Source organism: Streptomyces sp. DSM 118878 (assembly GCF_052936595.1).
Genome location: NZ_CP193622.1, coordinates 1,992,017 through 2,013,618 on the forward strand (window position 1 = coordinate 1,992,017; position 21,602 = coordinate 2,013,618).

The 21,602-nt window shown below is 72.6% G+C and carries 17 protein-coding genes and 1 pseudogene; 4 read left to right on the forward strand and 14 right to left on the reverse strand.

Annotation, left to right across the window (positions count from 1 at the left end; all coding sequences use genetic code 11):
• Positions 1-477: 477 nt before the first annotated feature.
• Positions 478-1,920, forward strand: a complete 1,443-nt coding sequence (locus ACRAKF_RS08510) for a protein kinase domain-containing protein (RefSeq protein ID WP_447041872.1) — start codon at positions 478-480, stop codon at positions 1,918-1,920.
• An 11-nt stretch (positions 1,921-1,931) separates the two neighbouring features.
• Here the strand turns inward: ACRAKF_RS08510 and ACRAKF_RS08515 are convergent, their stop codons facing one another.
• From ACRAKF_RS08515 to ACRAKF_RS08555, 9 genes are all read right to left on the reverse strand, one after another.
• Positions 1,932-2,750: a TrmH family RNA methyltransferase gene (locus ACRAKF_RS08515; RefSeq protein ID WP_447036320.1), complete on the reverse strand. Its 819-nt coding sequence runs from the start codon at positions 2,748-2,750 to the stop codon at positions 1,932-1,934.
• A 111-nt stretch (positions 2,751-2,861) separates the two neighbouring features.
• Positions 2,862-4,094 carry a uroporphyrinogen-III C-methyltransferase gene (gene cobA, locus ACRAKF_RS08520; RefSeq protein WP_447036321.1) on the reverse strand — a complete coding sequence of 411 codons (1,233 nt, stop codon included), beginning with the start codon at positions 4,092-4,094 and terminating at the stop codon, positions 2,862-2,864.
• Between the two features lie 160 nt (positions 4,095-4,254).
• A complete protein-coding gene (gene cobT, locus ACRAKF_RS08525) occupies positions 4,255-8,349 on the reverse strand; it encodes a nicotinate-nucleotide--dimethylbenzimidazole phosphoribosyltransferase (RefSeq protein WP_447036322.1) in 4,095 nt (1,364 codons plus the stop codon).
• Between the two features lie 359 nt (positions 8,350-8,708).
• Positions 8,709-9,923: a precorrin-6y C5,15-methyltransferase (decarboxylating) subunit CbiE gene (cbiE, locus tag ACRAKF_RS08530; RefSeq protein WP_447036323.1), complete on the reverse strand. Its 1,215-nt coding sequence runs from the start codon at positions 9,921-9,923 to the stop codon at positions 8,709-8,711.
• Between the two features lie 139 nt (positions 9,924-10,062).
• Positions 10,063-10,734 (reverse strand): GNAT family N-acetyltransferase, encoded by a 672-nt coding sequence (locus ACRAKF_RS08535; RefSeq protein WP_447036324.1) that lies wholly within the window; start codon positions 10,732-10,734, stop codon positions 10,063-10,065.
• Positions 10,735-10,898: 164 nt separating this feature from the next.
• Complete coding sequence (locus ACRAKF_RS08540; RefSeq protein ID WP_447036325.1) at positions 10,899-11,729, reverse strand: MetQ/NlpA family ABC transporter substrate-binding protein; 831 nt, start codon at positions 11,727-11,729, stop codon at positions 10,899-10,901.
• A 2-nt stretch (positions 11,730-11,731) separates the two neighbouring features.
• Entirely contained in the window at positions 11,732-12,571 is an 840-nt protein-coding gene (locus ACRAKF_RS08545) for a MetQ/NlpA family ABC transporter substrate-binding protein (protein ID WP_447036326.1), read from the reverse strand.
• Between the two features lie 72 nt (positions 12,572-12,643).
• Positions 12,644-13,390, reverse strand: a complete 747-nt coding sequence (locus ACRAKF_RS08550; protein WP_447036327.1) for a methionine ABC transporter permease — start codon at positions 13,388-13,390, stop codon at positions 12,644-12,646.
• Positions 13,387-14,445, reverse strand: coding sequence for a methionine ABC transporter ATP-binding protein (locus ACRAKF_RS08555; RefSeq protein WP_447036328.1), 1,059 nt, complete (start codon positions 14,443-14,445; stop codon positions 13,387-13,389). Before ACRAKF_RS08555 ends, ACRAKF_RS08550 begins: the two co-directional genes overlap by 4 nt.
• 635 nt (positions 14,446-15,080) lie before the next feature.
• Between ACRAKF_RS08555 and ACRAKF_RS08560 the strand changes: the two genes are divergently transcribed.
• Entirely contained in the window at positions 15,081-15,440 is a 360-nt protein-coding gene (locus ACRAKF_RS08560; RefSeq protein WP_447036329.1) for a hypothetical protein, read from the forward strand.
• Between the two features lies 1 nt (position 15,441).
• Complete coding sequence (locus ACRAKF_RS08565; RefSeq protein WP_447041873.1) at positions 15,442-15,882, forward strand: hypothetical protein; 441 nt, start codon at positions 15,442-15,444, stop codon at positions 15,880-15,882.
• Positions 15,883-15,915: 33 nt separating this feature from the next.
• Here ACRAKF_RS08565 and ACRAKF_RS08570 read toward each other — a convergent pair whose 3' ends face one another.
• The 3 genes and pseudogenes from ACRAKF_RS08570 to ACRAKF_RS08580 all read right to left on the reverse strand — a co-directional run bounded on the left by ACRAKF_RS08570 (position 15,916) and on the right by ACRAKF_RS08580 (position 18,233).
• The gene (locus tag ACRAKF_RS08570; protein ID WP_447041875.1) at positions 15,916-16,419 is read right to left on the reverse strand and encodes a GNAT family N-acetyltransferase; all 504 of its coding nucleotides are present in this window, start codon (positions 16,417-16,419) and stop codon (positions 15,916-15,918) included.
• Positions 16,420-16,482: 63 nt separating this feature from the next.
• Positions 16,483-16,983 (reverse strand): annotated as a pseudogene (locus ACRAKF_RS08575) (RNA polymerase sigma factor); the annotation flags it as partial.
• A 74-nt stretch (positions 16,984-17,057) separates the two neighbouring features.
• Positions 17,058-18,233, reverse strand: coding sequence for a glycerophosphodiester phosphodiesterase (locus tag ACRAKF_RS08580; RefSeq protein ID WP_447036330.1), 1,176 nt, complete (start codon positions 18,231-18,233; stop codon positions 17,058-17,060).
• Positions 18,234-18,674: 441 nt separating this feature from the next.
• Here ACRAKF_RS08580 and ACRAKF_RS08585 point away from each other — a divergent pair, with 441 nt between their 5' ends.
• Entirely contained in the window at positions 18,675-19,295 is a 621-nt protein-coding gene (locus ACRAKF_RS08585) for a lysophospholipid acyltransferase family protein (protein ID WP_447036331.1), read from the forward strand.
• Positions 19,296-19,470: 175 nt separating this feature from the next.
• On the opposite strand, the gene ACRAKF_RS08590 is transcribed toward ACRAKF_RS08585, so the two are convergent.
• Both ACRAKF_RS08590 and ACRAKF_RS08595 read right to left on the reverse strand, forming a co-directional pair.
• Positions 19,471-21,009, reverse strand: a complete 1,539-nt coding sequence (locus ACRAKF_RS08590) for an MFS transporter (RefSeq protein WP_447036332.1) — start codon at positions 21,007-21,009, stop codon at positions 19,471-19,473.
• The gene (locus ACRAKF_RS08595; RefSeq protein WP_447036333.1) at positions 21,006-21,557 is read right to left on the reverse strand and encodes a TetR/AcrR family transcriptional regulator; all 552 of its coding nucleotides are present in this window, start codon (positions 21,555-21,557) and stop codon (positions 21,006-21,008) included. The genes ACRAKF_RS08590 and ACRAKF_RS08595 overlap by 4 nt, the downstream gene beginning before the upstream one ends.
• Between the last annotated feature and the right edge of the window lie 45 nt (positions 21,558-21,602).

The window sequence follows — 21,602 nt, forward strand, 5'->3', positions numbered from 1 at the left end:
CCCTCGTACCGATTGGCGGGCCTCCCCGAGGATGAGCGGCCCGCGCCCGCGTACTCCTCTAGTTGGAGACGGGGACCCAGGACTCAGGGTCTTCCCGTAGAGGACCGGGCTCGGCCTCGGAGACGAGTGCCCCCACGGGTGACTTCCCTCACTTCGACCACTCCCCCGCACACCGCCGTCTCCACTCGGCGGGCCACCCGGCTCGCCCGGCTCATCACCACTTCGTAGGTCCGCGTCGTGTCCCCGGCGTCCACGACCACCTCCACACGGTCACCCCTCACGCGACCAATCCCCCTCCGGTCACGGACGGTTGGAGATCGGGGCAGCGTCGACGGCCGCGCCCGCCGCGTCCCCTGACCACTCCTCAAGTTTCCCACCCGGCACTGACAATCCGTCGGCCCGCGAGGGCGCGGCCTCTGCACGTGCCCGCCCGTGGAAACGTAAGCTGTGGCTCGTCAAACGGACCGGGTAGCGGGGATGGACATGGCGATGATGCGGCTCCGGCGCGAGGACCCGCGTGTCGTCGGCTCGTTCAGGCTGCACAGGCGCCTGGGCGCCGGCGGCATGGGGGTCGTCTATCTGGGGTCGGACCGCAGGGGGCAGCGCGTCGCCCTGAAGGTGATCCGGCCCGATCTGGCGGAGGATCAGGAGTTCCGTTCGCGGTTCGCGCGGGAGGTCTCGGCCGCCCGGCGGATCAGGGGCGGGTGCACGGCACGGCTCGTCGCCGCCGATCTCGACGCGGACCGGCCGTGGTTCGCGACGCAGTACGTCCCCGGGCCCTCGCTGCACGACAAGGTCGCCGCCGAAGGGCCGCTCGCGGCGGCCGACGTGGCCGTGGTCGGTTCGGCGCTCGCCGAAGGCCTGGTGGCCGTGCACGAGGCCGGTGTCGTCCACCGTGACCTCAAGCCGTCGAACATCCTGCTGTCCCCCAAGGGCCCGCGGATCATCGACTTCGGCATCGCCTGGGCCACCGGCGCCTCCACCCTCACCCATGTCGGCACGGCGGTCGGCTCGCCCGGCTTCCTCGCGCCCGAACAGGTCCGCGGCGCCGCCGTCACCCCCGCCACCGACGTCTTCGCGCTCGGCGCGACGCTCGCCTACGCGGGCATGGCGGACTCCCCCTTCGGCCACGGCAGCTCCGAGGTCATGCTCTACCGGGTGGTGCACGAGGAGGCGCAGCTCCGGGGTGTGCCGGACTCCCTTGCGCCGCTGATCAGGGCGTGCCTCGCCAAGGACCCGGAGGAGCGGCCGAGCACGTTGCAGCTCTCGCTCCGGCTCAAGGAGATCGCCGCCCGCGAGGCGCAGGGCCTCGGCGATCCGCGCCCGCCGGCGCCGCGCCAGGACCTCGACCGGCCCACGGGCCGGCTCGCCGAGAGCTACGCGGACCAGCACACCCAGCGGCGCTCCCCGCCGGGCACCACTCCCCCGCCGAGGTCGACCGGGTCGCGCAACGGCGCGTCCCGTACGGGTGCGTCCCGTACAGGTCCCTCCGGGACGGGCGCCTCCGGGACGGGTGCCTCCCGTACGGGTGCGTCGCGGACCGGATCCTCCCGTACGGGCGCCTCCCCGCGCACCGGCTCTTCCCGTACCGGCGCCTCGCGCTCCCCCGCGCCCCGCGGCAGCTCGCGGCCGGGCAAGAGGCCCGCTCCCCGCGGCGGTACGGGCCGGGCGGGGCCACGAACCACCAGGACCCGGCTGCGCGGACCCGCCAATCCGCGGCTGCTGCGGCAGCGGCTCACCGTGTTCTTCGTCGTGACGCTGCTCGTGGCGCTCGGCATCGCGGCGGCCCAGGGGTGCCAGGGTCCGGCGCGGAGCATGGGGACCGGGGGCGCGGAAACGCGCGACCAGGCGCGGATCTCGTCCCAGCCGCTGGGGGGCGGCCCGTCGGACGTCCGGCCGGGTGAAGCAGGGGCCCAGTAGGCCCCCGCCGGCTACAGCTCCGGTCGGCCCGTCGCCACCGCGTAGAACGCGACCGCCGCGGCAGCGCCCACGTTGAGCGAGTCCACGCCGTGCGCCATCGGGATGCGGACCCACTCGTCGGCGGCGACCAGGGCCTGCCTGGAGAGGCCTTCGCCCTCGGCGCCGAGCATCAGCGCGACGCGGTCCATGCGGTGGGGCGCCACCTCGTTCAGGGACTTCGCCTTCTCGTCCGGGGTGAGGGCGAGCAGGTTGAAACCGGCCTCGCGCACCCCGTCCAGGCCCCTCGGCCAGGAGGCGAGGCGGGCGTACGGGACGGAGAAGACCGCGCCCATCGAGACCTTCACCGAACGGCGGTAGAGCGGGTCCGCGCAGTCCGGGGAGAGCAGGACGGCGTCCATGCCGAGCGCCGCCGCCGAACGGAAGATGGCGCCGATGTTGGTGTGGTCGTTCACCGCCTCCATGACGACCACGCGCCGGTTGGTGGCGAGCAGTTCCTCGGCCGTGGGCAGCGGCTTGCGCTGCATCGAGGCGAGGGCGCCCCGGTGCACGTGGTAGCCGGTGACCCGCTCGGCGAGCTCCGGGCTCACCGCGTACACGGGCGCCGGGAGTTCGTCGATGACGTCGCGCATGACGTCGACCCACTTGGCCGAGAGCAGCATGGAGCGCATCTCGTACCCGGCGTCCTTGGCCCGTCTGATGACCTTCTCGCCCTCCGCGATGAACAGGCCCTCCGCCGGTTCGCGCCGTCGGCGCAGCTCGACGTCGGTCAGGCCGGTGTAGTCGCTCAGGCGGGGGTCGTCGGGGTCGTCGACGGTGATGAGATCAGCCACAGGGTGATACTGCCTTGTCCGGGGTGTGGTGCCAACGGCTGCGGAGCGTGTTCCGTTACCGCCGGTTACGCGAGGGGGTGTGAGGACGGCTCGCCAGGAGTTCCTGGGGCGTCACGCGAGGGGTTCGGGGCCCACCCGTACGACGTCGCCGACGACGATGACGGCCGGGGGCCGCACCTCGTGGACGCGGACCGCTTCGGCGACCGTGGCGAGCGTCGCGTCGACGCGGCGCTGGGCGGCCGTCGTGCCCTCCTGGACGAGGGCGAGCGGGGTCTCGGGCGAGCGGCCGTGGGCGATCAGGGCCTCGGCGATCCTGTCGATCTTGTCGACGCCCATCAGGATCACGATGGTGCCGCGGAGCTTGGCCAGGGCCGCCCAGTCGACCAGGGAGCGCTCGTCGTCCGGGGCCACGTGACCGCTGACCACGGTGAACTCATGGGCGACGCCCCGGTGCGTGACCGGGATGCCCGCGGCCGAGGGCACCGAGATCGAGCTGCTGATGCCGGGGACCACCGTGCAGGCGATGCCCGCCTCGGCGAGCGCCTGGGCCTCCTCCATGCCGCGCCCGAAGACGTAGGGGTCGCCGCCCTTGAGCCGGACGACCGCCTTGCCCTGCTTGGCGTGCTCGATCAGCGCGTCGTTGATCGCCTCCTGCGCCATGAAACGGCCGTACGGGATCTTGGCGGCGTCGATGACCTCGACGTGCGGCGGCAGTTCGTCGAGGAGGTCGCGGGGGCCGAGGCGGTCGGCGATGACGACGTCCGCGGCGGCGAGCAGCCGACGGCCGCGGACGGTGATCAGGTCCGGGTCGCCGGGTCCGCCGCCGACGAGCGCCACGCCCGGGGTGCGGGTACGCAGATGGGGCGCGACCAGGCTGCCGTCGCGCAGGCCCTCCACCACCGCGTCGCGGATGGCGGCGGTGCGGCGCGGGTCGCGGTCGTGGATGTCGCTGGAGAGCACGGCGACGGTGACGCCCTCGGAGCGGCCGGTGGCCGGGGTCCAGGCGGTGGCCGCCTCGGCGTCGTCGGAGCGGACGCACCAGACGCGGTGCGCCTCCGCCTCGGCCGATGCGAGGGTGTTCGCCTCGTCGTCGCTGGTGGCGATCAGGGCGTACCAGGCGTCGCGCAGGTCGCCGTCCTCGTAACGGCGCCTGGCCCAGGTGATCTCGCCCGTGTCCGCCATCGCCTCGACGGACGGGGTCGCCGAGGGGGATACGAGGAGGACGTCGGCGCCTGCCTTGATCAGGGCCGGCAGGCGGCGCTGGGCCACCTGGCCGCCGCCGAGGACGACGACGCGGCGTCCTGCGAGGCGCAGACCTACGGGATAGGCGGGGTTCTCGGCCATGGCTCTGGGGCTCCTCGTGCGGGCGGAGTCTTGACGTGCGGTACCGCTGCGGCGCTGGAGCGGCTGCTTGACGTGCGGGTTCAGTATGGCTGGGGCGGGGCCGGGGGTCTCCCCCAGCCCCGCCCGATGCCGCGATCCGGGGGCTTCGCCCCCGCTGCGGCTACTTCTCGGTGACGCCCGCCGAGTCGAAGGTGGCCACCTCGTGCATCGCGCGGGCCGCGCTCTGGACGATCGGCAGTGCCAGGAGCGCGCCCGTGCCCTCGCCGAGGCGGAGGTCCAGGTCGACCAGGGGACGCAGGCCCAGCTTGTTGAGGGCCGCCACGTGGCCGGGCTCCGCGCTGCGGTGGCCCGCGATGCAGGCCGCGAGGACCTCGGGGGCGATGGCGCGGGCCACGAGGGCGGCGGCACCGGCGCTCACGCCGTCCAGGATCACCGGCGTGCGCAGGGACGCGCCGCCGAGGAGGAGGCCCACCATGGCCGCGTGCTCCAGGCCGCCGACGGCCGCGAGGACGCCGATCGGGTCCGCGGGGTCCGGCTGGTGGATGTCGAGGGCGCGGCGGACCACCTCGATCTTGCGGGTGTGCATCTCGTCGTTGATGCCGGTGCCGCGGCCGGTGACCTCGGCCGGGTCGGTGTCGGTGTAGACGGAGATCAGGGCCGCGGACGCGGTGGTGTTCGCGATGCCCATCTCGCCGGTGAGCAGCGCCTTGTTGCCCGCCGCCACCAGGTCACGGGCCGTCTCGATGCCCACCTCGATCGCGGCCTTGACCTCTTCGCGGGTCAGGGCGGGGCCCGTCGTCATGTCGGCCGTGCCCGCGCGCACCTTGCGGGGCAGCAGGCCCGGCGTGGCCGGGAGTTCGCAGGCCACGCCCACGTCGATGACGCAGACCTCGGCGCCCACCTGGTTGGCGAAGGCGTTGCAGACCGCGCCGCCGCCGAGGAAGTTGGCGACCATCTGCGCGGTCACCTCCTGGGGCCAGGCGGTGACGCCCTGGGCGTGCACGCCGTGGTCGCCCGCGAAGACCGCGACGGCCGCGGGCTCCGGGATCGGCGGCGGGCACATCCGGGAGAGGCCCGAGAGCTGGGCGGAGATGATCTCCAGCATGCCGAGCGCGCCCGGCGGCTTCGTCATCCGCTTCTGGCGTTCCCAGGCCTCGCCGAGCGCCTTGGCGTCCAGGGGGCGGATGTTGGTGACCGTCTCGGCGAGCAGGTCGTGCGGCTCCTCGCCGGGCAGGGCGCGGCGGCCGTACGTCTCCTCGTGGACGACCCACGAGAGCGGGCGGCGCTTGGACCAGCCTGCCTGCATCAGTTCAGGCTCGTCGGGGAACTCGTCGACGTACCCCACGCAGAGGTACGCGACCACGTCGAGGTGCTCGGGCAGGCCGAGGGCGCGGACCATCTCGCGCTCGTCGAAGAAGCTGACCCAGCCGACGCCGAGGCCCTCGGCGCGGGCGGCGAGCCAGAGGTTCTCGACGGCGAGCGCCGAAGAGTACGGGGCCATCTGCGGCTGGGTGTGCCGGCCGAGGGTGTGGCGGCCGCCGCGGGTGGGGTCGGCGGTGACGACGATGTTCACCGGGGTGTCGAGGATCGCCTCGATCTTCAGTTCCTTGAACTGCTTGGCGCGGCCCTTGGGCAGGGACTTGGCGTACGCGTCGCGCTGACGCGTGGCCAGGTCGTGCATCGAGCGCCGGGTCTCGGCGGACTTGATGACGACGAAGTCCCAGGGCTGGGAGTGGCCGACCGAGGGCGCGGTGTGCGCGGCCTCCAGGACGCGCAGCAGCACCTCGTGCGGGATCGGGTCGGGGCGGAAGCCGTTGCGGATGTCGCGGCGCTCGCGCATGACGCGCAGGACGGCCTCGCGCTCGGCGTCGTCGTAGCCGGGCGCGGCCGGGCCGGGTGACGGCGCGGGCTCGGCCGCTTCCCCGTCGGTGACGGGGGCCTCGGGGGCCCGCTCCTGCGCGGCCTCGGGGAACTCCTGCGCGGCGACGGCCTCGGGGCCCTCGGTCGTCACGGCTGCTGCGGGCGCTTCGGCCGGCTGCGGTACTTCGGCCAGTTCGGTCACTTCAGTCACTTCGTTCGCTCTGATCGGTTCGAACGAGATGACTTCGTCGGCCTCGTCCAACTCTTCGGCCTGGCCTGCCGCCCCCGCGGCGGCCGGGAACTCCACCGGGGCCACGACGGCGGCCACCGGTTCCTGGGCGGGCTCGACGCTCGCTTCGGCTTCGGCTTCGGCTTCGGCCGCGGGCTCGGCACCGTCGCGCGGGGCGGGCACGGGCACGGTGGGCCGCGGGGCCGCTTCCGGGGCTTCGTCGGCAGCCGCCGGGCTCCCCACGGCGACCGCCTCGGGCGGCGGGGCCTGAGCCGGGTCCACGGGCAGCGCGAAGGCGGGGCCACCGCCCGACTCCGGCCCCGGCACGTCGGCCTGGGGCAGGGACGGCTCCTGCACCGCGAACTGCTGGGCGCCGGGCGCGGCGGGGGCGGCTTCGGGAGCGGCTGGGGCCTCGGGAGTGGCAGGGGCCTCGGGAGCGGCTGCGGCTTCCGGCGTGGCGGCGGCCTCGGGGGCGGCGGGGGCCTCGGGAGCGGGGGCCTCGGGAGCGGGGGCCTCGGGAGCGGGGGCCTCGGGAGCGGGGGCCTCGGGAGCGGGGGCGTCCGCCGCGGGTTCGGCCTCCGGTACGAGTTCCGCCTGCGGAGCTGCGGCGGCCATCGGCCCGGCTGCGGCCTCGGGAGCGGTGGTGGCCTCGGGAGCGGTGGTGGCCTCGGGAGCGGCGACGGCCTCGGGAGCGGCGACGGCCTCCGGCACGGCTGCGGCTACCGGGACGGCCTCGGCAGCGGCTGCGGCCTCGACTGCTGGAACGGCCTCGGCTTCCGGAGCGGCAGGAGCTTCGGGAGCCGTAAGGGCCTCGGGAGCGGCGGGGGCCTCCGGAGCGGCAGGCGCCTCAGCAGCGACGGATGCCTCGGGAACAACCGGCGCCTCAGCAGCAGCGGATGCCTCGGGAACAGCAGGCGCCTCAGCAGCGGCAGCAGCAGTGGCCTCCGGAACAGCAGGCGCCTCAGCAGCGACAGCGGCCTCCGGGACGGCAGGCGTCTCCAGGGCAGGCTCGGCCGGGGCCGGGTCCGGCGTCTCCGGCTGCGGCTGCGGCACGGCGACGGGCTGTGGGGGCGTCGGCGCGAGGTGGGGCGTGGTCGGCACGGTGCCGTCGACCGGCACGAACTCGCCGATCGGCATGGCGGCCTGGGCGCCGCCGAGCGACCCCTCCACGGGCGCGTACGAGTCCTGCAAGGCGTGGTGCGGAACCCCGGCCGGGTGGCCGCCGTCCGGCGCGAAGCCCGGCTGTACGCCGAACCCGTCGGCCTGCGGGGCCGGGGGGAAACCGGTCTCCTCGGGGTGCGGGACCTGGGCGCTCTCCCACGGCTGTGCCGACGCCACGGCGAACGCCGGCTCCCCCGCCACCGGGAACTGCCCGGTTCCGGCCGCGGACGCCTCGGGCTGCACGGCGCCCTGGAGCGGCGCGCCCTGGACGGCGTACGAGGCCTGTGTGACGTCCGGGGCCCCGGGGACCTCAGCGAACTCAGCGCCCTGCGGGACGACCGTTTCTCCTGCGGCACCCTGCGGCTCAGGCTGCGGCTCAGGCTGCGCCTGAGGGGAGCCCCAAGGCTCCCCTCCCTGCGGCGGAATCTCGCCGAGCTGGGGCCCGGGCAGGGCGGCGTCGTCACGCGGGATGTCGAGGTACTCGGGACCGATCGTCGGCGGTCCCGCGTGGCGCGTCGGCGCGGAATGCTGCGCCCCCGCCGGGCCCCGGTCGGCGAGCGAACGCACCGGCCCCGCCGTGGCGTCGGGCACCGCGGGCCCGGTCGGGCCGTGGTGGAGCGGGCGCCGGGCGGTGCCCGGATGGGACGCGCCGGACGCGCTGGACGCGGCGGCGGGCATCCGGACGCCGTTCAGGTCGACCGAGCCGCTGTCCCTGCCGGACGTCTCGTGCGGGCCCGGAGCGTGAGCCGCCTGGGGCCGGCCCTGCGCGGAACCGTGCGCCGCCTGCTGTGCCTCGCTCCAGGCGCCCTGGGCACCCGGCATGAACAGCAGATCGTCGTCATCGGCGGTGGACGCGGAGGGGTCGGCCGGGGCCGTGAAGGGATACGCACCCGGTGCGGGAACGCCCGGCTGCTGCGCCCCCATGCCCTGCACGGGCCCGGTAGGTACACCGTTGCCTGCGCCCTCCGGCAGCCCCTCGCCCGGGACCTGGCCGGTGTCGGTCATGCGTAACCCCTCGCCCATCGGTTAGTGCTTCTTCGACCGCCCCGCCGCCTTCGGCCGGGGAGGCCCCATTGCCCGGAGCGGCGCACCAACCGCCCGTCATCCTCAACGAGCGTGTGCGCCGAGCGGCACGAACCGCTTGCCGGACAAGAGGTATTGTCCCGGTCGGTCCGCCGTCGTGGCAGCGTGATCGGCCACGGCCCGCTGTGGACTGCGCCACGTTGCGCGTCCTCCGGTGCTGCGCCGTACCACACGCTTCCCCCGGTGCGGGTGGATTTTCCGGACCTCGACCAACGGACTGCCGGACACCCGGGTGCGGTACAACGATCGGCCAGCCTACCCCGCGCCGTCCCGCGCCAAGGTCACGGGGAACGGTCCTGGAGACGCCCCGTGAGCAGGAACGCAACGGTCCGTTTCTCCTCCCGCCAGGCCCGTGTGTCGAGCTCCACGGACTGCAACAGGGCGCACTCCACGCCGTACCCGTGTTCGCTCAGATCCCTGCCGATGAGTTCGGCGGCGTCGCGTGTCGCGGCGTGCGTCACGATGCGCTCCGGGCGGCGGTCGGCGACCGCGGAGACGACAGCGGCTCCCCCGCCACCCACCCGTACGACGTCGGGTTCGGGCAGGTCCTCCAGGATGTGCGGCGCGACGCCGTGCACGGTCTGCGCCTGGACCCCGAAGCGGCGTACGGCCGCGGTGGTGCGGCCGAGGGCGTCGGCGTCCCGGTCGACGGCGATCACGGCGGCGCCGAAGCGGGCCGCCTCCGCGGTGAACGCGCCGCTGCCGCAGCCGATGTCCCAGACGAGGTCGCCCACGCGTGGTCCTGTGCGGGCGAGCTGGGCGGCCCGCAGCCGGTCGTTCTCCCCCTCGCCGAGCCAGACGTCACCGCCGTACTCGGCGGCGGGCAGTGCCCAGCCGCGCGGCGAGGTGGCCGGTTCGCGTCCGGCGATCCAGCCGGTGTCGGGCGAGGCGGGGGCGCCGCCGATGACGATGACGACGTTCGGGTCGCGCCAGGCGTGGTCGGCGGCCTTGTCCGAGGTGACCACGGAGACCCGTTCGCGGGTGGTGCCGAGCTCCTCGCAGATCACGAAGGTGCGGTGGATGCCCTCCAGGAGCAGGCCGAGTTCGGCGGGGCCCGCGCCCGGCGAGGTGAGGACGGCGACCTTGGGGTGGGCCCGGCAGACGTTCACGGCGCGGCGCAGGGTGCGGCGGTGGGCGACCACGACCTCCGCGTCGTCCCAGGGCATGCCCGCGCGGGCGAACGCCTGGGCGACGGAGGAGACGGCGGGCACCACTTCGACCTCCAGGCCGAACTCGGGGTCGCGCAGGGTGCGTACGACACCGAAGAAGCCGGGGTCGCCGTCGGCGAGGACCACGGCGGTGCCGCGGTGGGCGGCGATGCGACGGGCGGCGAGACTCACGCTGCCCAGGCGGATCCGCTCCGCGCGGGCGGGGACCTCGTCCAGTGCCAGGTGGTGGCCGGCGCCCGCCACGAGCGTGGCGGCGCTCAGCGCGGAGCGTGCCGCGCCGGTCAGCGGCGTACCGTCCCAGCCGATCACCGTGACCCGGTCGGCCATCGTCGTCTGTCTCCTGGGTTCTCGCGGGTCGTGTGGCGGGGCGGTGGACGCGGGGTGCGACCGCGCACGCGGCCAGGGCGAGCGTACCTGCTGCGCGACGCGTGCGGCGGGTGGCCGGCGTGCGCGGGAAGTGCCCTGTTCAGTTCCAGTCGGAGAAGGCGGAGAAGCCGCTCTGGGCGAGGCTCTCGGAGACGCCTTCGAGGTCTTCGGGGAGCAGGCTCCACACGATGAGGTCGGTGCGCACGTCGAGCCAGCCGCCGAAGGGGTCGCCGCCGTTTCTGACGCGCGCTATCCACGCGCCGCGCAGGACGCCCTCGCTGATGCAGCCGATCTTCTGCGCGACCTGCTGGGCAGCGGTGTTGTCGGCGGCGGTGCGCAGCTCGATGCGTTCGAAACCGCGGTCGTGGAAGAGCCATTGGGCGGCGGCGAGCGCGGCCTCGGACGCGTAGCCCTCGCCGCGGGCCCAGGGGGCGACGACGTAGTTCAGCTCCGTCGAGCGCACCCGCCAGTCGGTGCCGCGGAGTTGGATGATGCCCACAAGGCGCTGGGTGAGGAACTCGGTGACGGCGAGGACTATGCCGCGGCCCTCGGTGCGCTCGGCGGGGGCGAGGCGGGTGATCCAGGTGCGCGCGTGGTCCTCGGTGTAGGGCTCGGGCACGGAGGTCCAGGCCGTGACGAGTTCGTCGTTCATCATCTCCGCGTACGCGGGGACGTCCGCCTCTTCGAGGGGACGCAGCATCAACCGCTCCGTGCTGATGGAGATGTCGGGGAACACCGGAATCGCGGAGGAGCCCGAGGAGGCTGTTGTCATGCGCCGCTCCATAACCGTCATAGACCTCGAGGACCTTCGCCTTCAGGCCTTCCGAAGTGCCCAGCATGCAGCATGCACAGGGCCAGACGCACCACGGGGTCCTCTCCTTCACCGGGAGAGGACCCCTTGGCCGTGGTGTCGGCGTCCCGCGCGCGGGACCCCGTTCAGCGCGCCGCGACGGGCAGGACGGAGCCCTTGTACTTGTCCTCGATGAACTTCTTCACCTCGGGCGACGTGAGCAGTTTCGCCAGCTTCGCGATCCGCGGGTCGTCCTGCTCGCCCTTCTTGGCGGCGAGGACGTTGTTGTAGGGATTGTCCTTCGGGGACTCCAGGAGGATGGCGTCCTCCTTGGGGCTGAGCCCGGCGTCGAGCGCGTAGTTGTTGTTGATGACCGCCGCGTCGAGGTCGTCGAGCGAGCGCGGGAGCTGCGCCGGATCGAGCGGCTTGATGTCCAGCTTCTTCGGGTTGGACGTGATGTCCCCGGGCGTGGCGGCGCCGCCGACGCCCTTCTTGAGCCCGATGACGCCCCGGGAGGCGAGGAGCTGGAGCGCGCGGCCCTCGTTGGTCGTGTCGTTGGGGACGGCCACGGTCGCGCCGGGGCGCAGCGCGCGCACGTCCTTGGTCTTCTTCGCGTACACGCCCATGGGGGGCAGGTACACCTCGGTCACGGGCACCAGGTCCGTCTTCTTGGACTCGTTGAAGTCCTTGAGGTACGGGGCGTGCTGGTACAGGTTGGCGTCGAGGGAGCCTTCCTGGAGCGCGGTGTTCGGCGTGACGTAGTCCGTGAACTCCGTGATCTTCAGGTCGAGCCCCGCCTCCGATGCGAGGTTGTCCTTGATGTACGTGAGGACTTCGCCGGCCGGGGTCGGGGTGGCCCCGACGACGAGCGTGTCGCCGGAGCCGCCCGAGCCGCTGTCCGAGCCGGCGCCGCAGGCGGTGAGGCCCAGCGTGAGGGCCAGGGAACCGGCCGCGGCGGCGGCGAGGGACGTACGCATGATCAGAACGCCGCGACGACGGCGCCGTCGTACTTGTCGTCGATGAACTTCTTGACCTCGGGCGAGGTGAGGAGCTTGGCGAGCTTCTTCACGCGCGGGTCGCTCTCGTCGCCCTTCTTGACGGCGAGGAAGTTGCCGTAGGGGTTGTCCTTGGCCTTCTCGGCGACGAGGGCGTCCTTGGCGGGGCTGAGCGCGGGCTTCGCCTCCAGGGCGTAGTTGCCGTTGATCACCGCGGCGTCGACGTCACCCAGGCTGCGCGGCAGCGTGGGGGCTTCGAGCTCCTTGAACTTGAGGTTCTTGGGGTTCTTCGCGATGTCCTTGGGCGTGGCCTCGTAGCCGACGCCCTTCTTGAGCTCGATGAGCCCGTTGTCCGCGAGGAGCTTGAGCGCGCGCGCCTCGTTGGTGGTGTCGTTCGGGACGGCGACGGTGGAGCCGTTCTTCAGGTCGCCGAGCTTCTTGAGGCTCTTGGAGTACACGCCGAGCGGCTCCAGGTGAACCGTGGCTCCCTTGACGGGCACGATGTCCGTGCCGTTCTTCTTGTTGAAGTCGTCGAGGTACGGCTGGTGCTGGAAGTAGTTGGCGAAGACCTCGCCCTGCTGGACGGCGGTGTTCGGGGTGACGTAGTCCGTGAACTCCCTGACCTCCAGGTCGAGGCCCGCCTTTTTGGCGAGGTTCTTCTGGACGTACGACAGGATCTCGCCCTGCGGCGTCGGGGTGGCGGCGACGATGAGCGGGCCGTCCTTGTCGCCTGCGGATCCCTTGTCGGAGCCGCAGGCGGAGAGCCCGAGGGTGAGGGCTCCGGCGGCGAGGACAGCAGTGGTGATCTTGGTGGTGTTACGCACGAAAAGTGCCTTTCTCCATGGGTGGTGCGGCCCCGCTGGGTGGGCGGGGAAGACTGCGGACGGGGAACCCGGTCAGCCGGTCTTGGTGGTCGTCTCGGCGGCGGCGGTGCCGGGCAGCGCGCCGCGCAGCGGCCGGAAGAGCCGCAGCGGGGCCGAGCCGCCGCCGCGCTTGTGCAGCCTGCGGGCGGCGTAGTCGCCCACGAACTGGATGATCGAGATGACCACGGCGAGGATCGCCACGGTGATCCACATGAGCTCGGTCTCGAAGCGCTGGTAGCCGTAGCGCAGCGCGAGGTCGCCGAGGCCACCGCCGCCGACCGTGCCCGCCATGGCGGAGTAGCCGATGAGCGCGACGATGGTGGTGGTGGCGCCGGAGATCAGCGAGGGCAGCGACTCGGGGACGAGCACCTTGCGTACGACGGTCCAGGTGGAGCCGCCCATCGACTGCACGGCCTCGACGAGCCCGCCGTCGACCTCACGGATGGAGGTCTCCACCAGGCGCGCGAAGAACGGGATGGCGCCGACGGCCAGCGGCACGAGGGCGGCCTCGCGGCCGATGGTGGTGCCGGTGATCCAGCGGGTGAAGCCCATCAGGGCCACCATCAGGATGATGAAGGGCATCGAGCGGGCGATGTTCACGACCTGCCCGATGACCTTGTTGAGCACGGCGTTCTGGAGGAGCGCGCCGCGCTCGGTGAGGACGAGCAGGACGCCGAGCGGCAGCCCGGCGACGACGGCTATGAGCGTCGACCAGCCCACCATGTAGAGGGTGTCCCAACAGGCCTGCTCCAGCAGGGGCTGCATCTCCGACCAGGTCATTTGGCACCTTCCTTGACCAGCAGCGTCTCGTTCCGGGGAGCGGCCACCGGGTCCTCGCCCGCGATGTCGACCTGGAGGCCCTGCTCGCGCAGGAAGCCGATCGGGACGACGTTGTCCTCGAAGCGGCCGGGCAGCTCGATGCGCATCCGGCCGACCTGCTTGCCCGCGACGGTGTCCATCGCGGCGCCCAGGATCGAGATGTCGATGTTGTACGTGCGGGAGAGCTGGGAGATGACCGGCCGGGTCGCGGCTTCGCCGTGGAAGGTCACGTCGACGACGGTGCGGTCGGCGCCCGTGGTGTCGCCGCTGACCGGGAAGAGCGCGGCGGCCAGCTCGGAGCCGGGCGTCGCGAGCAGCTCGCCGACCGTGCCGGACTCGACGATCCGGCCGCTCTCCATGAGCGCGGCGGAGTCGCAGACGCTCTTGACGACGTCCATCTCGTGGGTGATGAGCAGGACGGTCAGGCCGAGCTGCTGGTTGAGGTCGCGCAGGAGCCGCAGGATGGAGCGGGTGGTCTCGGGGTCGAGGGCGCTGGTGGCCTCGTCCGAGAGGAGCACCTTCGGGTCGCCGGCGAGCGCGCGGGCGATGCCGACGCGCTGCTTCTGGCCGCCGGAGAGCTGCGCCGGGTAGGACCGGGCCTTGTCCGCGAGGCCGACCAGGTCGAGCAGGTCGAGGGCCTTGCGGGAGCGCGCCTGGCCGGAGAGGCCGAGGATTTCGAGCGGCAGCTCGATGTTGTCCTGCACGGTCCGTGAGGACAGCAGGTTGAAGTGCTGGAAGACCATGCCGACGCGGCTGCGGGCCCGGCGCAGTTCCTTGCCCGCGCGGGGGCCGCGGCCGGCGAGGGCGGTGAGGTCCTGGCCGGCGACGGTCACGGTGCCGGAGGTGGGGCGCTCCAGGAGGTTGACGCAGCGGATCAGGGAGGACTTGCCGGCGCCGGACTGGCCGATGACGCCGTACACCTCACCCTCGCGGACGTGCAGGTCGACTCCGTCGAGAGCGGTTACTTCACGACCGCGTGAGCGGTAGACCTTGGTGAGGCCGGAAGTGGTGATCACAGGGGATTCCGTCACTGTCGAGTGCGCGGCGCGGGTGTGGCCGGGCACGGGGCATTCGTTCGGAACGCGGCACGGTTCTCGCGGTGGCGATGTGAACCGGAGGACGTGTGCGCGGGGCCGGCTCGCTTCCCGCGTCGGTACGGATTCACGTCGCGTACGTCGTGCGGGGGCGCGGCACAGCGGCTTCGCTTCGGGGCGCGAGGCTCAGAGGTGGTGTGGGGGCCCTCAGAAGGCGCACATTCGACACATACAACGAGCACCGGGCGTCATCGTCGCCTCGGTCGCAAGGGTGCGGCTGCTCGTCGTGGTCATGGGCCAAGTAAAACACGCGTGAGGCGCCCGGCCGCCACCGTTGTCCGGAATACGGACAGCGGTGGGACGGGCGCGGCCGCCGGACGCCGGAGGACCGATCCGCCGGTGTGATCCCCACGCCCTCCGCCGTGGCCTGCGCGGATACGGCGGAGAGGTCCTGGACGACGGCATCGGCCGGGAGCGCCGGCGCGCTGCGCTTTGTGGTCAACGCCACGGCCCGCACCCCCAGCAGGCCTCGGCCTGGATCCTCATGGCCGCCGGGCCCACGGACCACCCCGGGGGCACGCGCATCGGGTCAAAGGGCCCGTAATAAAGTCACGGGCATGCTTGTTGCCCTGACGATCGCGACCGCCGTGGCCGCGCTCGCCCTCGCCGCCTGGTGCGGTTTCGCCGCCTACCGCGACCAGCCGACCAAGGACTGGCACTTCATCGGCATGGGCGTGGTGACCCTCCTCGCGCTGGTCCAGATGGTCGTCGGCATCGTCCAGCTCGGCCGCGGGCAGGACCCGGCACAGGGCACGACGATCTTCGTGGCGTACCTGCTCGGCTCCTTCGCCTGCGTCCCCGCGGCGGGCTTCATGTCCCTGGCCGAACGGACCCGCTGGGGCTCCACGACGGTCGCCGCGGGCGGCGTGGTCCTCGCCGTGCTCGAAGTGCGGCTCTACGACATCTGGGGTGGCTGAGATGACCGTGACCGAGCCCGAGGAGAACGGGACGCCCGCGAGCCGGGGACAGAAGCTGATCACCGGGCCCGGCATCCTGCTGCTCTGGCTGTACGGCGTGATGGTCGTCGGCGCGGTGTCGCGCTCCGCCGTGCAGATCTCCACGGACTTCGACAAGGCCCCGCTCGCGTACTCGCTGTCCGCGCTCGCGGGCCTCGTCTACGGCTTCATCACGTACTCGCTGGTGCGCGGCGGGGACATGGCCCGCAGGGCGGCGCTGGTGTGCTGCGCCGCCGAGCTGGTCGGCGTCCTGGCCGTCGGCACCTGGACCCTCGTGGAGCCCTCGGCCTTCCCCGACGCCACGGTCTGGTCGGACTTCGGGATGGGGTACCTGTTCATCCCGGTGATCCTGCCGGTGACAGCGATCTTCTGGCTGCGGAGGGCCCGCCGGGCGCCCCGTTAGCCGCGCACGGGGCCCCTACGCGCTCACGGGCCCCTACGCGCTGGTGACGAAGGCGTCGGCCCCGACGTCCTTGGCGAGCGTGATCCGGGTCAGCCGCTCATTCACGTACTGCGTGCTCACCGGTGCGTACCCATGCTTCCGGTAGAGCTGAAGGTTCTGCTCGCTCCGGTGACCGGACAGGAGCTGGAAGCACTTCGCGGCGCCCGCCGCGCCCAGGCGTTGCTCGACCGCGTCGAGAAGCCGCCCGCCGAGGCCGTGCCGCTGCATCCGGGGGTGGACGATCAGCTTGCCGATCCGCGCCGTGCCGTCGGCGTCGACCACGCCGCGCACGGACGCCACCACCTCGTCCCCGAGGCGGGCCACGAGCACGGTCCCCGAGGTCAGCTCGGCCTTGATGGAGTCGAGGGTCTGGGTCAGCGGCTCGATCGAGTAGTCGCCGTAGAGCTCCGCCTCGCTCTGGTAGCAGAGGTACTGGAGTTTGAGGATCTGTTCGGCGTCCGTTTCGCCCGCCGCCGAGATGGTCACGCTCATGCCCATGTGTGCATGCCTCCCGCTCACCTGTTCCACCGGTTGTCTACCGCTCCCTTCCCCACGGGCCGGAGACGCAACCTCTGCCGCCAGCATTCTGCGCAGGCATCCCAGGCATCGGGAACGTTCCGGCCCCAGACTCCCCTGTGACATTCCCAACGCCCCTGCGATTTCCCGGTAGGTGAGGTCCTGGGGGGACAGGAGCGCTGTCATGAGGCCGGGGCAGCGACCGGGCAGTCTGCGGACCGCCGTGTACAGGGCGGCGCGCCGGTCGGCCGTCAGGGCGCGGTCCTCGGGGCCGCGCCCGAGGTCGTCGGCGGGCTCGGCCACGTAGGCGGCCTCCTGCCGGGCGGTACGCCTGCTGCGGCGCGCCTCGGCCCGGACGGCGCCGCGCAGCCACAGCGCGGGATCGGCGGGCGGCCCCTCGGCGGCGAGGCGCTCAAGGAGCCGCAGCCACACCGTCTGCTCCAGGTCACCGGGGTCGGTGCCCGTACCGAGGGTCTCCGCGGACGCCTCGGCGGCGAGGAGCGGCCGCAGGGCGGGGATGAGCGCGGGCAGGGCCTCGTACGTCATGCACGGCGGGACGCGCCGCCCCGGAACGGAGTTTCCGGAAGCGGCGCGCTCTCACCCCAACCGGGGGCGGGCGGTCAGTCGTTGACGAAGTCCGCGGCCGCGAGGAGCGCGGTGTCGCAGTTGTCGGAGAAGATGCCGTCGATGCCCGTCGCGAAGTAGGCCTTGAAGGCGCCGAAGGCGTCGCCGTAGGCGGCCGGGTCGGTGCCCTTCCTGAAGTTCGCGGGCAGGAAGGTGTTCTCGTTGCGCATCGTGTACGGGTGCAGGATCAGCCCGGCGGCGTGCGCGTCCTTGACGAGCCCGGTCGGGGTGCCGAGGCTGCCGTCGCTCTTGCGCGGGATGACCAGGTCGAGGGTCGGGCCGATGCCCTGAGCGAAGCCCGCCATCCATCGCAGGCCCTTGGGCGTGACCAGGTCGGCGACGGTGCGCGGGTCGCCCGCCTCCACGAAGTCCCAGGGGCGCGAGCTCGCGCCCGACAGGAGCACGACGCGGGGCGCCGAGACCAGCTCGGCCAGGCGCTGCATGCTGCTGGGCTCGAAGGACTGGAGGAAGTTCGGCGAGTTCTTCTTGTGCCGGCCGTGGCGGCGCAGGAGCTTGGCGAGCGGCTCTTCGAGGCCGAGGCCCAGCTTGCGGAAGTACGTGGGGTGCTTGGTCTCGATGTGCAGCCAGATCTCCTTGCCCCGCTTGCGGCCCTCCTTCTCGGCCCACCGGAAGACCTCCTCCAGGGTGGGCACCTCCCAGCGGCCGTCGTAGAGGGTGTTGCGCTGGCGCGTGCCCGGGATGCGCTCCTTGGCGCGCAGGGTCTTCAGCTCGGCGAGCGTGAAGTCCTCGGTGAACCATCCGGTGAGCGAGGCGCCGTCCACGGACTTCGTGGTCTTGCGGGAGGCGAACTCCGGGTGCGCCGCGACATCGGTCGTCGCGGTGATGTCGTTCTCGTGACGGCATACGAGATGGCCGTCCTTGGTGGGCACGATGTCCTGCTCGATGACGTGCGCGCCCATGTCCAGGGCGAGCTGGTACGCGCCGAGCGTGTGCTCGGGCCGGTAGCCGCTGGCGCCCCGGTGGGCGACGACGGTCGGCTTCGGCAGGCTCTTGTAGCCTCTGCCGCCGCCGTGCCCGTGCCGTGTCTCCGCTCTCGCCACGCCGGGCAGTCCGATGGCGGCGGTGCCCGCGCCGAGAACCGCCGCCCCCAGTACCGCGCGCCGACCCCGGTTCGTCCCCGGCTGCTGCTGACCCGACTCCTGCGTCGCCATTGGCGCTCCTCCCGATGTACTGCTGCCTTGCACCTGACAAAGCGGACCGATCGTAGATCGCCGGGAGTGGCCAAAGGGAGACCCTGGACGGAACGTCAGGATGACGCGGCATGGCGAATGGGCGCACCATGGAGGGCCGGTGGGTATGAACGTCCGCTACCCAGGGAGAAGTGTGTGCGTGACAAGGACCACTGCTTCGGGCCACACCCGTCCCACGGGGATACCGTCGTCGCCAAGGCCACGTTTCCGGGCGGCACCGCGCGCGGCCGGGTCAACCCTGCGTAGCGGGGGCGTGCACCCGATGTGCAAGGGGCCCCGACCCGCGAGTACCGTACTCACCTGCACTTACCCGTCGCTTACTGCGCCGACCCGTTGACCCCGGAGGGCTCGTTGTCCCGTCTAGCGCTCATCAAGGCAGTGCTCGGACCGATCTTGCGCCTGATGTTCCGTCCACGGGTCGAGGGCGCCGAGAACATCCCCGGGACCGGGCCGGTCATCCTGGCCGGAAACCACCTGACGTTCATCGACTCCATGATCATGCCGCTCGTGGCCAGCCGTCCGGTGTACTTCATCGGCAAGGACGAGTACGTCACGGGCAAGGGCCTCAAGGGCCGCCTCATGGCGTGGTTCTTCACGGGCGTCGGCATGATCCCGGTGGACCGCGACGGTGGCCGCGGCGGTGTGGCCGCGCTGATGACGGGGCGGCGCATCCTCGACGACGGCAAGGTCTTCGGCATCTACCCCGAGGGCACGCGCTCCCCCGACGGGCGGCTCTACCGGGGCCGTACGGGCATCGCCCGGCTGACCCTGATGACCGGCGCGCCCGTCGTCCCCTTCGCGATGATCGGCACGGACAAGCTCCAGCCCGGCGGCAAGGGCGTGCCGCGGCCCGGCAAGGTGACGGTGCGCTTCGGCGAGGCGATGGAGTTCTCCCGGTACGACGGGATGGACCGGGACCGGTATGTGCTGCGGGCCGTGACGGACTCCGTGATGACGGAGGTCATGCTGCTGTCCGGGCAGGAGTACGTGGACATGTACGCCACGAAGGCCAAGGCGGCGTAGCCCTGCGGGGCTTGAGCGGTTTCTGCCCCCCCCGGGTCTTGGCTGCCGCCCCGTCGTGGCTCTGTTCTCGGCTGCCGGTCCGTCGTCAGCAGCCCGTCCGTCGTGGCTCGTCGCGCAGTTCCCCGCGCCCCTGAAGCATGGCCCTGGGCGCCGCCCCGTGCGCCGTGGGGTGGGTTCAGTGCTCGACGCCGTCCTCCAGTTTCTGGCCCTTCAGCAGGAACCACGCCACCACGGCCGTGGCCAGCAGGACCGTCGCGCCCACGCCGGACGCGAGGCGGAGGCCGTCCACGAAGGACGTCTGGGCCGCGTGCAGCAGCGCCTCCGCCTCGTGGGGCGGAAGGTTCTGCGTCGATTCGACCGCGCCGCCCAGTGACTCGTGGGCGGCCGACGCCACCTCCGGCGGGGTGCCCGGCGGGGCCGTGAAGTCGCGGTAGACGCCCGTCACGATGGAGCCGAGCAGGGCGATGCCCAGGGCCGCGCCCAGTTCGTAGGCCGTCTCCGAGACCGCGGAGGCCGCGCCCGCCTGTTCCTTGGGCACGCTGGAGAGGATCACGTCGGCGGTCACGGTGAACGAGAAGCCCGCGCCGATGCCGACCACCAGCAGCGAGGCGCCGAGCAGCGGATAGCCGGTGTGCTGGCTCAGCCCCGTGAGCACGGCGAGCGAGAGCCCCACCGCGGCGAGCCCGCCCGCGACCACGACGCGCACGGAGAACCGGCGGGCCACCACGCCCGCGATCAGCCCCGCGGCCACCGCACCCGCCGCGGCGGGCAGTTCCGCGAGGCCCGCCTCGAAGGGGCGCCTGCCCTGTACGAGTTGCAGGAACTGGGAGAGGAAGAAGACCAGGCCGGAGAGGCCGAGCACGGTCAGCAGGTCGGCGAGGACCGCTCCGGAGAAGCCGCGGTGGCTGAAGAGCCGCATGTCCAGGAGCGGCGCGGGCAGCGTGAGCTGACGTCGGACGAACCAGGTCAGCGCGCCCACGCCGATCACGGCGGCGGCCCCGGCGTCCCAGCGCAGCCCGTGTGCCGCCGCCTCCTTGATGGCGTACACGACGGCGATCATGCCGACCAGCGAGAGCAGGACGCTCAGCAGGTCCCAGGGGCCGGGCGCCGGGTTCTTCGACTCGGGCAGCAGCTTGATGCCGACGAGGACGAGGACCGCCATCACCGGCAGGTTGATGAGGAAGACCGAGCCCCACCAGAAGTGTTCGAGCAGGAAGCCGCCGACGACGGGCCCCACGGCCGCCCCCGCCGACGCCATGGCGCCCCAGATGCCGACCGCGAGGCTGCGCTCGCGCGGGTCGTGGAAGATGTTGCGGATCAGCGCGAGCGTGGACGGCATCAGGGTCGCGCCGGCGACGCCGAGCAGCGCGCGGGCCAGGATCATCAGCTCGGGGGTCGTGGCGTAGGAGTTGAGGACGGACACCGCGCCGAAGGCCACCGCTCCGCAGAGCAGCAGCTTCTTTCGGCCGATCCGGTCGCCGAGGCTGCCCATGGAGACGAGCAGGCCCGCGATGACGAAGGAGTAGACGTCGCCGATCCACAGGAGCTGGGTGCCGGAGGGTTCGAGGTCCTCGCTGATGTACGGCGTCGCCAGGCCGAGCACGGTCGCGTCGACGGCGACCAGGAGCACCGCCAGGACGAGCACGGCGAGCGCGAGCCAGCGGGCCGCACCGCGCTCCGCGTCCGTCCTGCCGGTCTCCTTGATGCTGGTCATGAGTCCACTCTCCGCTGCGCGCCGCCGATCAGCAGCTCGGCGATCATGTACGAGAAGTCCTTGGCGGCCACCCGGCCGTCCTGCACGGCCCAGGCGCCGGAGCCGATGAGGCCGTAGAGCGCTTCCGTGAGCCAGACGGGTGTCAGGTCGATGCGGAACTCCCCGTTCTCCTGGCCGCGGCGGAAGAGCGCGGCCAGACGGGCGTCGATGTGGGCCCAGCCGTCGTGCTGGGCGTCGCCCTCGAAGAGCTGGTTCTCCGTGTACAGGAACGCGAGGAGCCCGGCGGCCTGCTCGATCTCCTTCACCAGGCGGCGCAGGGCGTCCCGCGCGCATCCCTCGTCGAGCGCGGCGCGGTCGAGGGCGGCCTCGCACTCCAGCAGGCCCAGCTCCTCCAGGGCGCGTACGAGCGCGTCGCGGCCGGCGAAGTGACGGTGCAGGGTGGCCCTGCTGATGCCCGCGGCGCGGGCGACCTCGTCCATGGTGGAGGTGGCCTTGCGGGTGAGCAGGGCGGCGGCGCTGCGCAGGACCTGATCGCGATCGACAGACATGAGACAACTATAGGACGCCTGAGACATACACGTCTCAAAGCGAGC

Bases quoted from the DNA above. Each gene is read 5' to 3' on its own strand.
- ACRAKF_RS08510 (WP_447041872.1), top strand. From the start codon at position 478: ATGGACATGGCGATGATGCGGCTCCGGCGCGAGGACCCGCGTGTCGTC.
- cobA (WP_447036321.1), bottom strand. From the start codon at position 4,094: ATGGCCGAGAACCCCGCCTATCCCGTAGGTCTGCGCCTCGCAGGACGC.
- cobT (WP_447036322.1), bottom strand. From the start codon at position 8,349: ATGACCGACACCGGCCAGGTCCCGGGCGAGGGGCTGCCGGAGGGCGCA.
- cbiE (WP_447036323.1), bottom strand. From the start codon at position 9,923: ATGGCCGACCGGGTCACGGTGATCGGCTGGGACGGTACGCCGCTGACC.
- ACRAKF_RS08535 (WP_447036324.1), bottom strand. From the start codon at position 10,734: ATGACAACAGCCTCCTCGGGCTCCTCCGCGATTCCGGTGTTCCCCGAC.
- ACRAKF_RS08540 (WP_447036325.1), bottom strand. From the start codon at position 11,729: ATGCGTACGTCCCTCGCCGCCGCCGCGGCCGGTTCCCTGGCCCTCACG.
- ACRAKF_RS08550 (WP_447036327.1), bottom strand. From the start codon at position 13,390: ATGACCTGGTCGGAGATGCAGCCCCTGCTGGAGCAGGCCTGTTGGGAC.
- ACRAKF_RS08560 (WP_447036329.1), top strand. From the start codon at position 15,081: ATGCTTGTTGCCCTGACGATCGCGACCGCCGTGGCCGCGCTCGCCCTC.
- ACRAKF_RS08565 (WP_447041873.1), top strand. From the start codon at position 15,442: ATGACCGTGACCGAGCCCGAGGAGAACGGGACGCCCGCGAGCCGGGGA.
- ACRAKF_RS08570 (WP_447041875.1), bottom strand. From the start codon at position 16,419: ATGGGCATGAGCGTGACCATCTCGGCGGCGGGCGAAACGGACGCCGAA.
- ACRAKF_RS08580 (WP_447036330.1), bottom strand. From the start codon at position 18,233: ATGGCGACGCAGGAGTCGGGTCAGCAGCAGCCGGGGACGAACCGGGGT.
- ACRAKF_RS08585 (WP_447036331.1), top strand. From the start codon at position 18,675: ATGTTCCGTCCACGGGTCGAGGGCGCCGAGAACATCCCCGGGACCGGG.
- ACRAKF_RS08590 (WP_447036332.1), bottom strand. From the start codon at position 21,009: ATGACCAGCATCAAGGAGACCGGCAGGACGGACGCGGAGCGCGGTGCG.
- ACRAKF_RS08595 (WP_447036333.1), bottom strand. From the start codon at position 21,557: ATGTCTGTCGATCGCGATCAGGTCCTGCGCAGCGCCGCCGCCCTGCTC.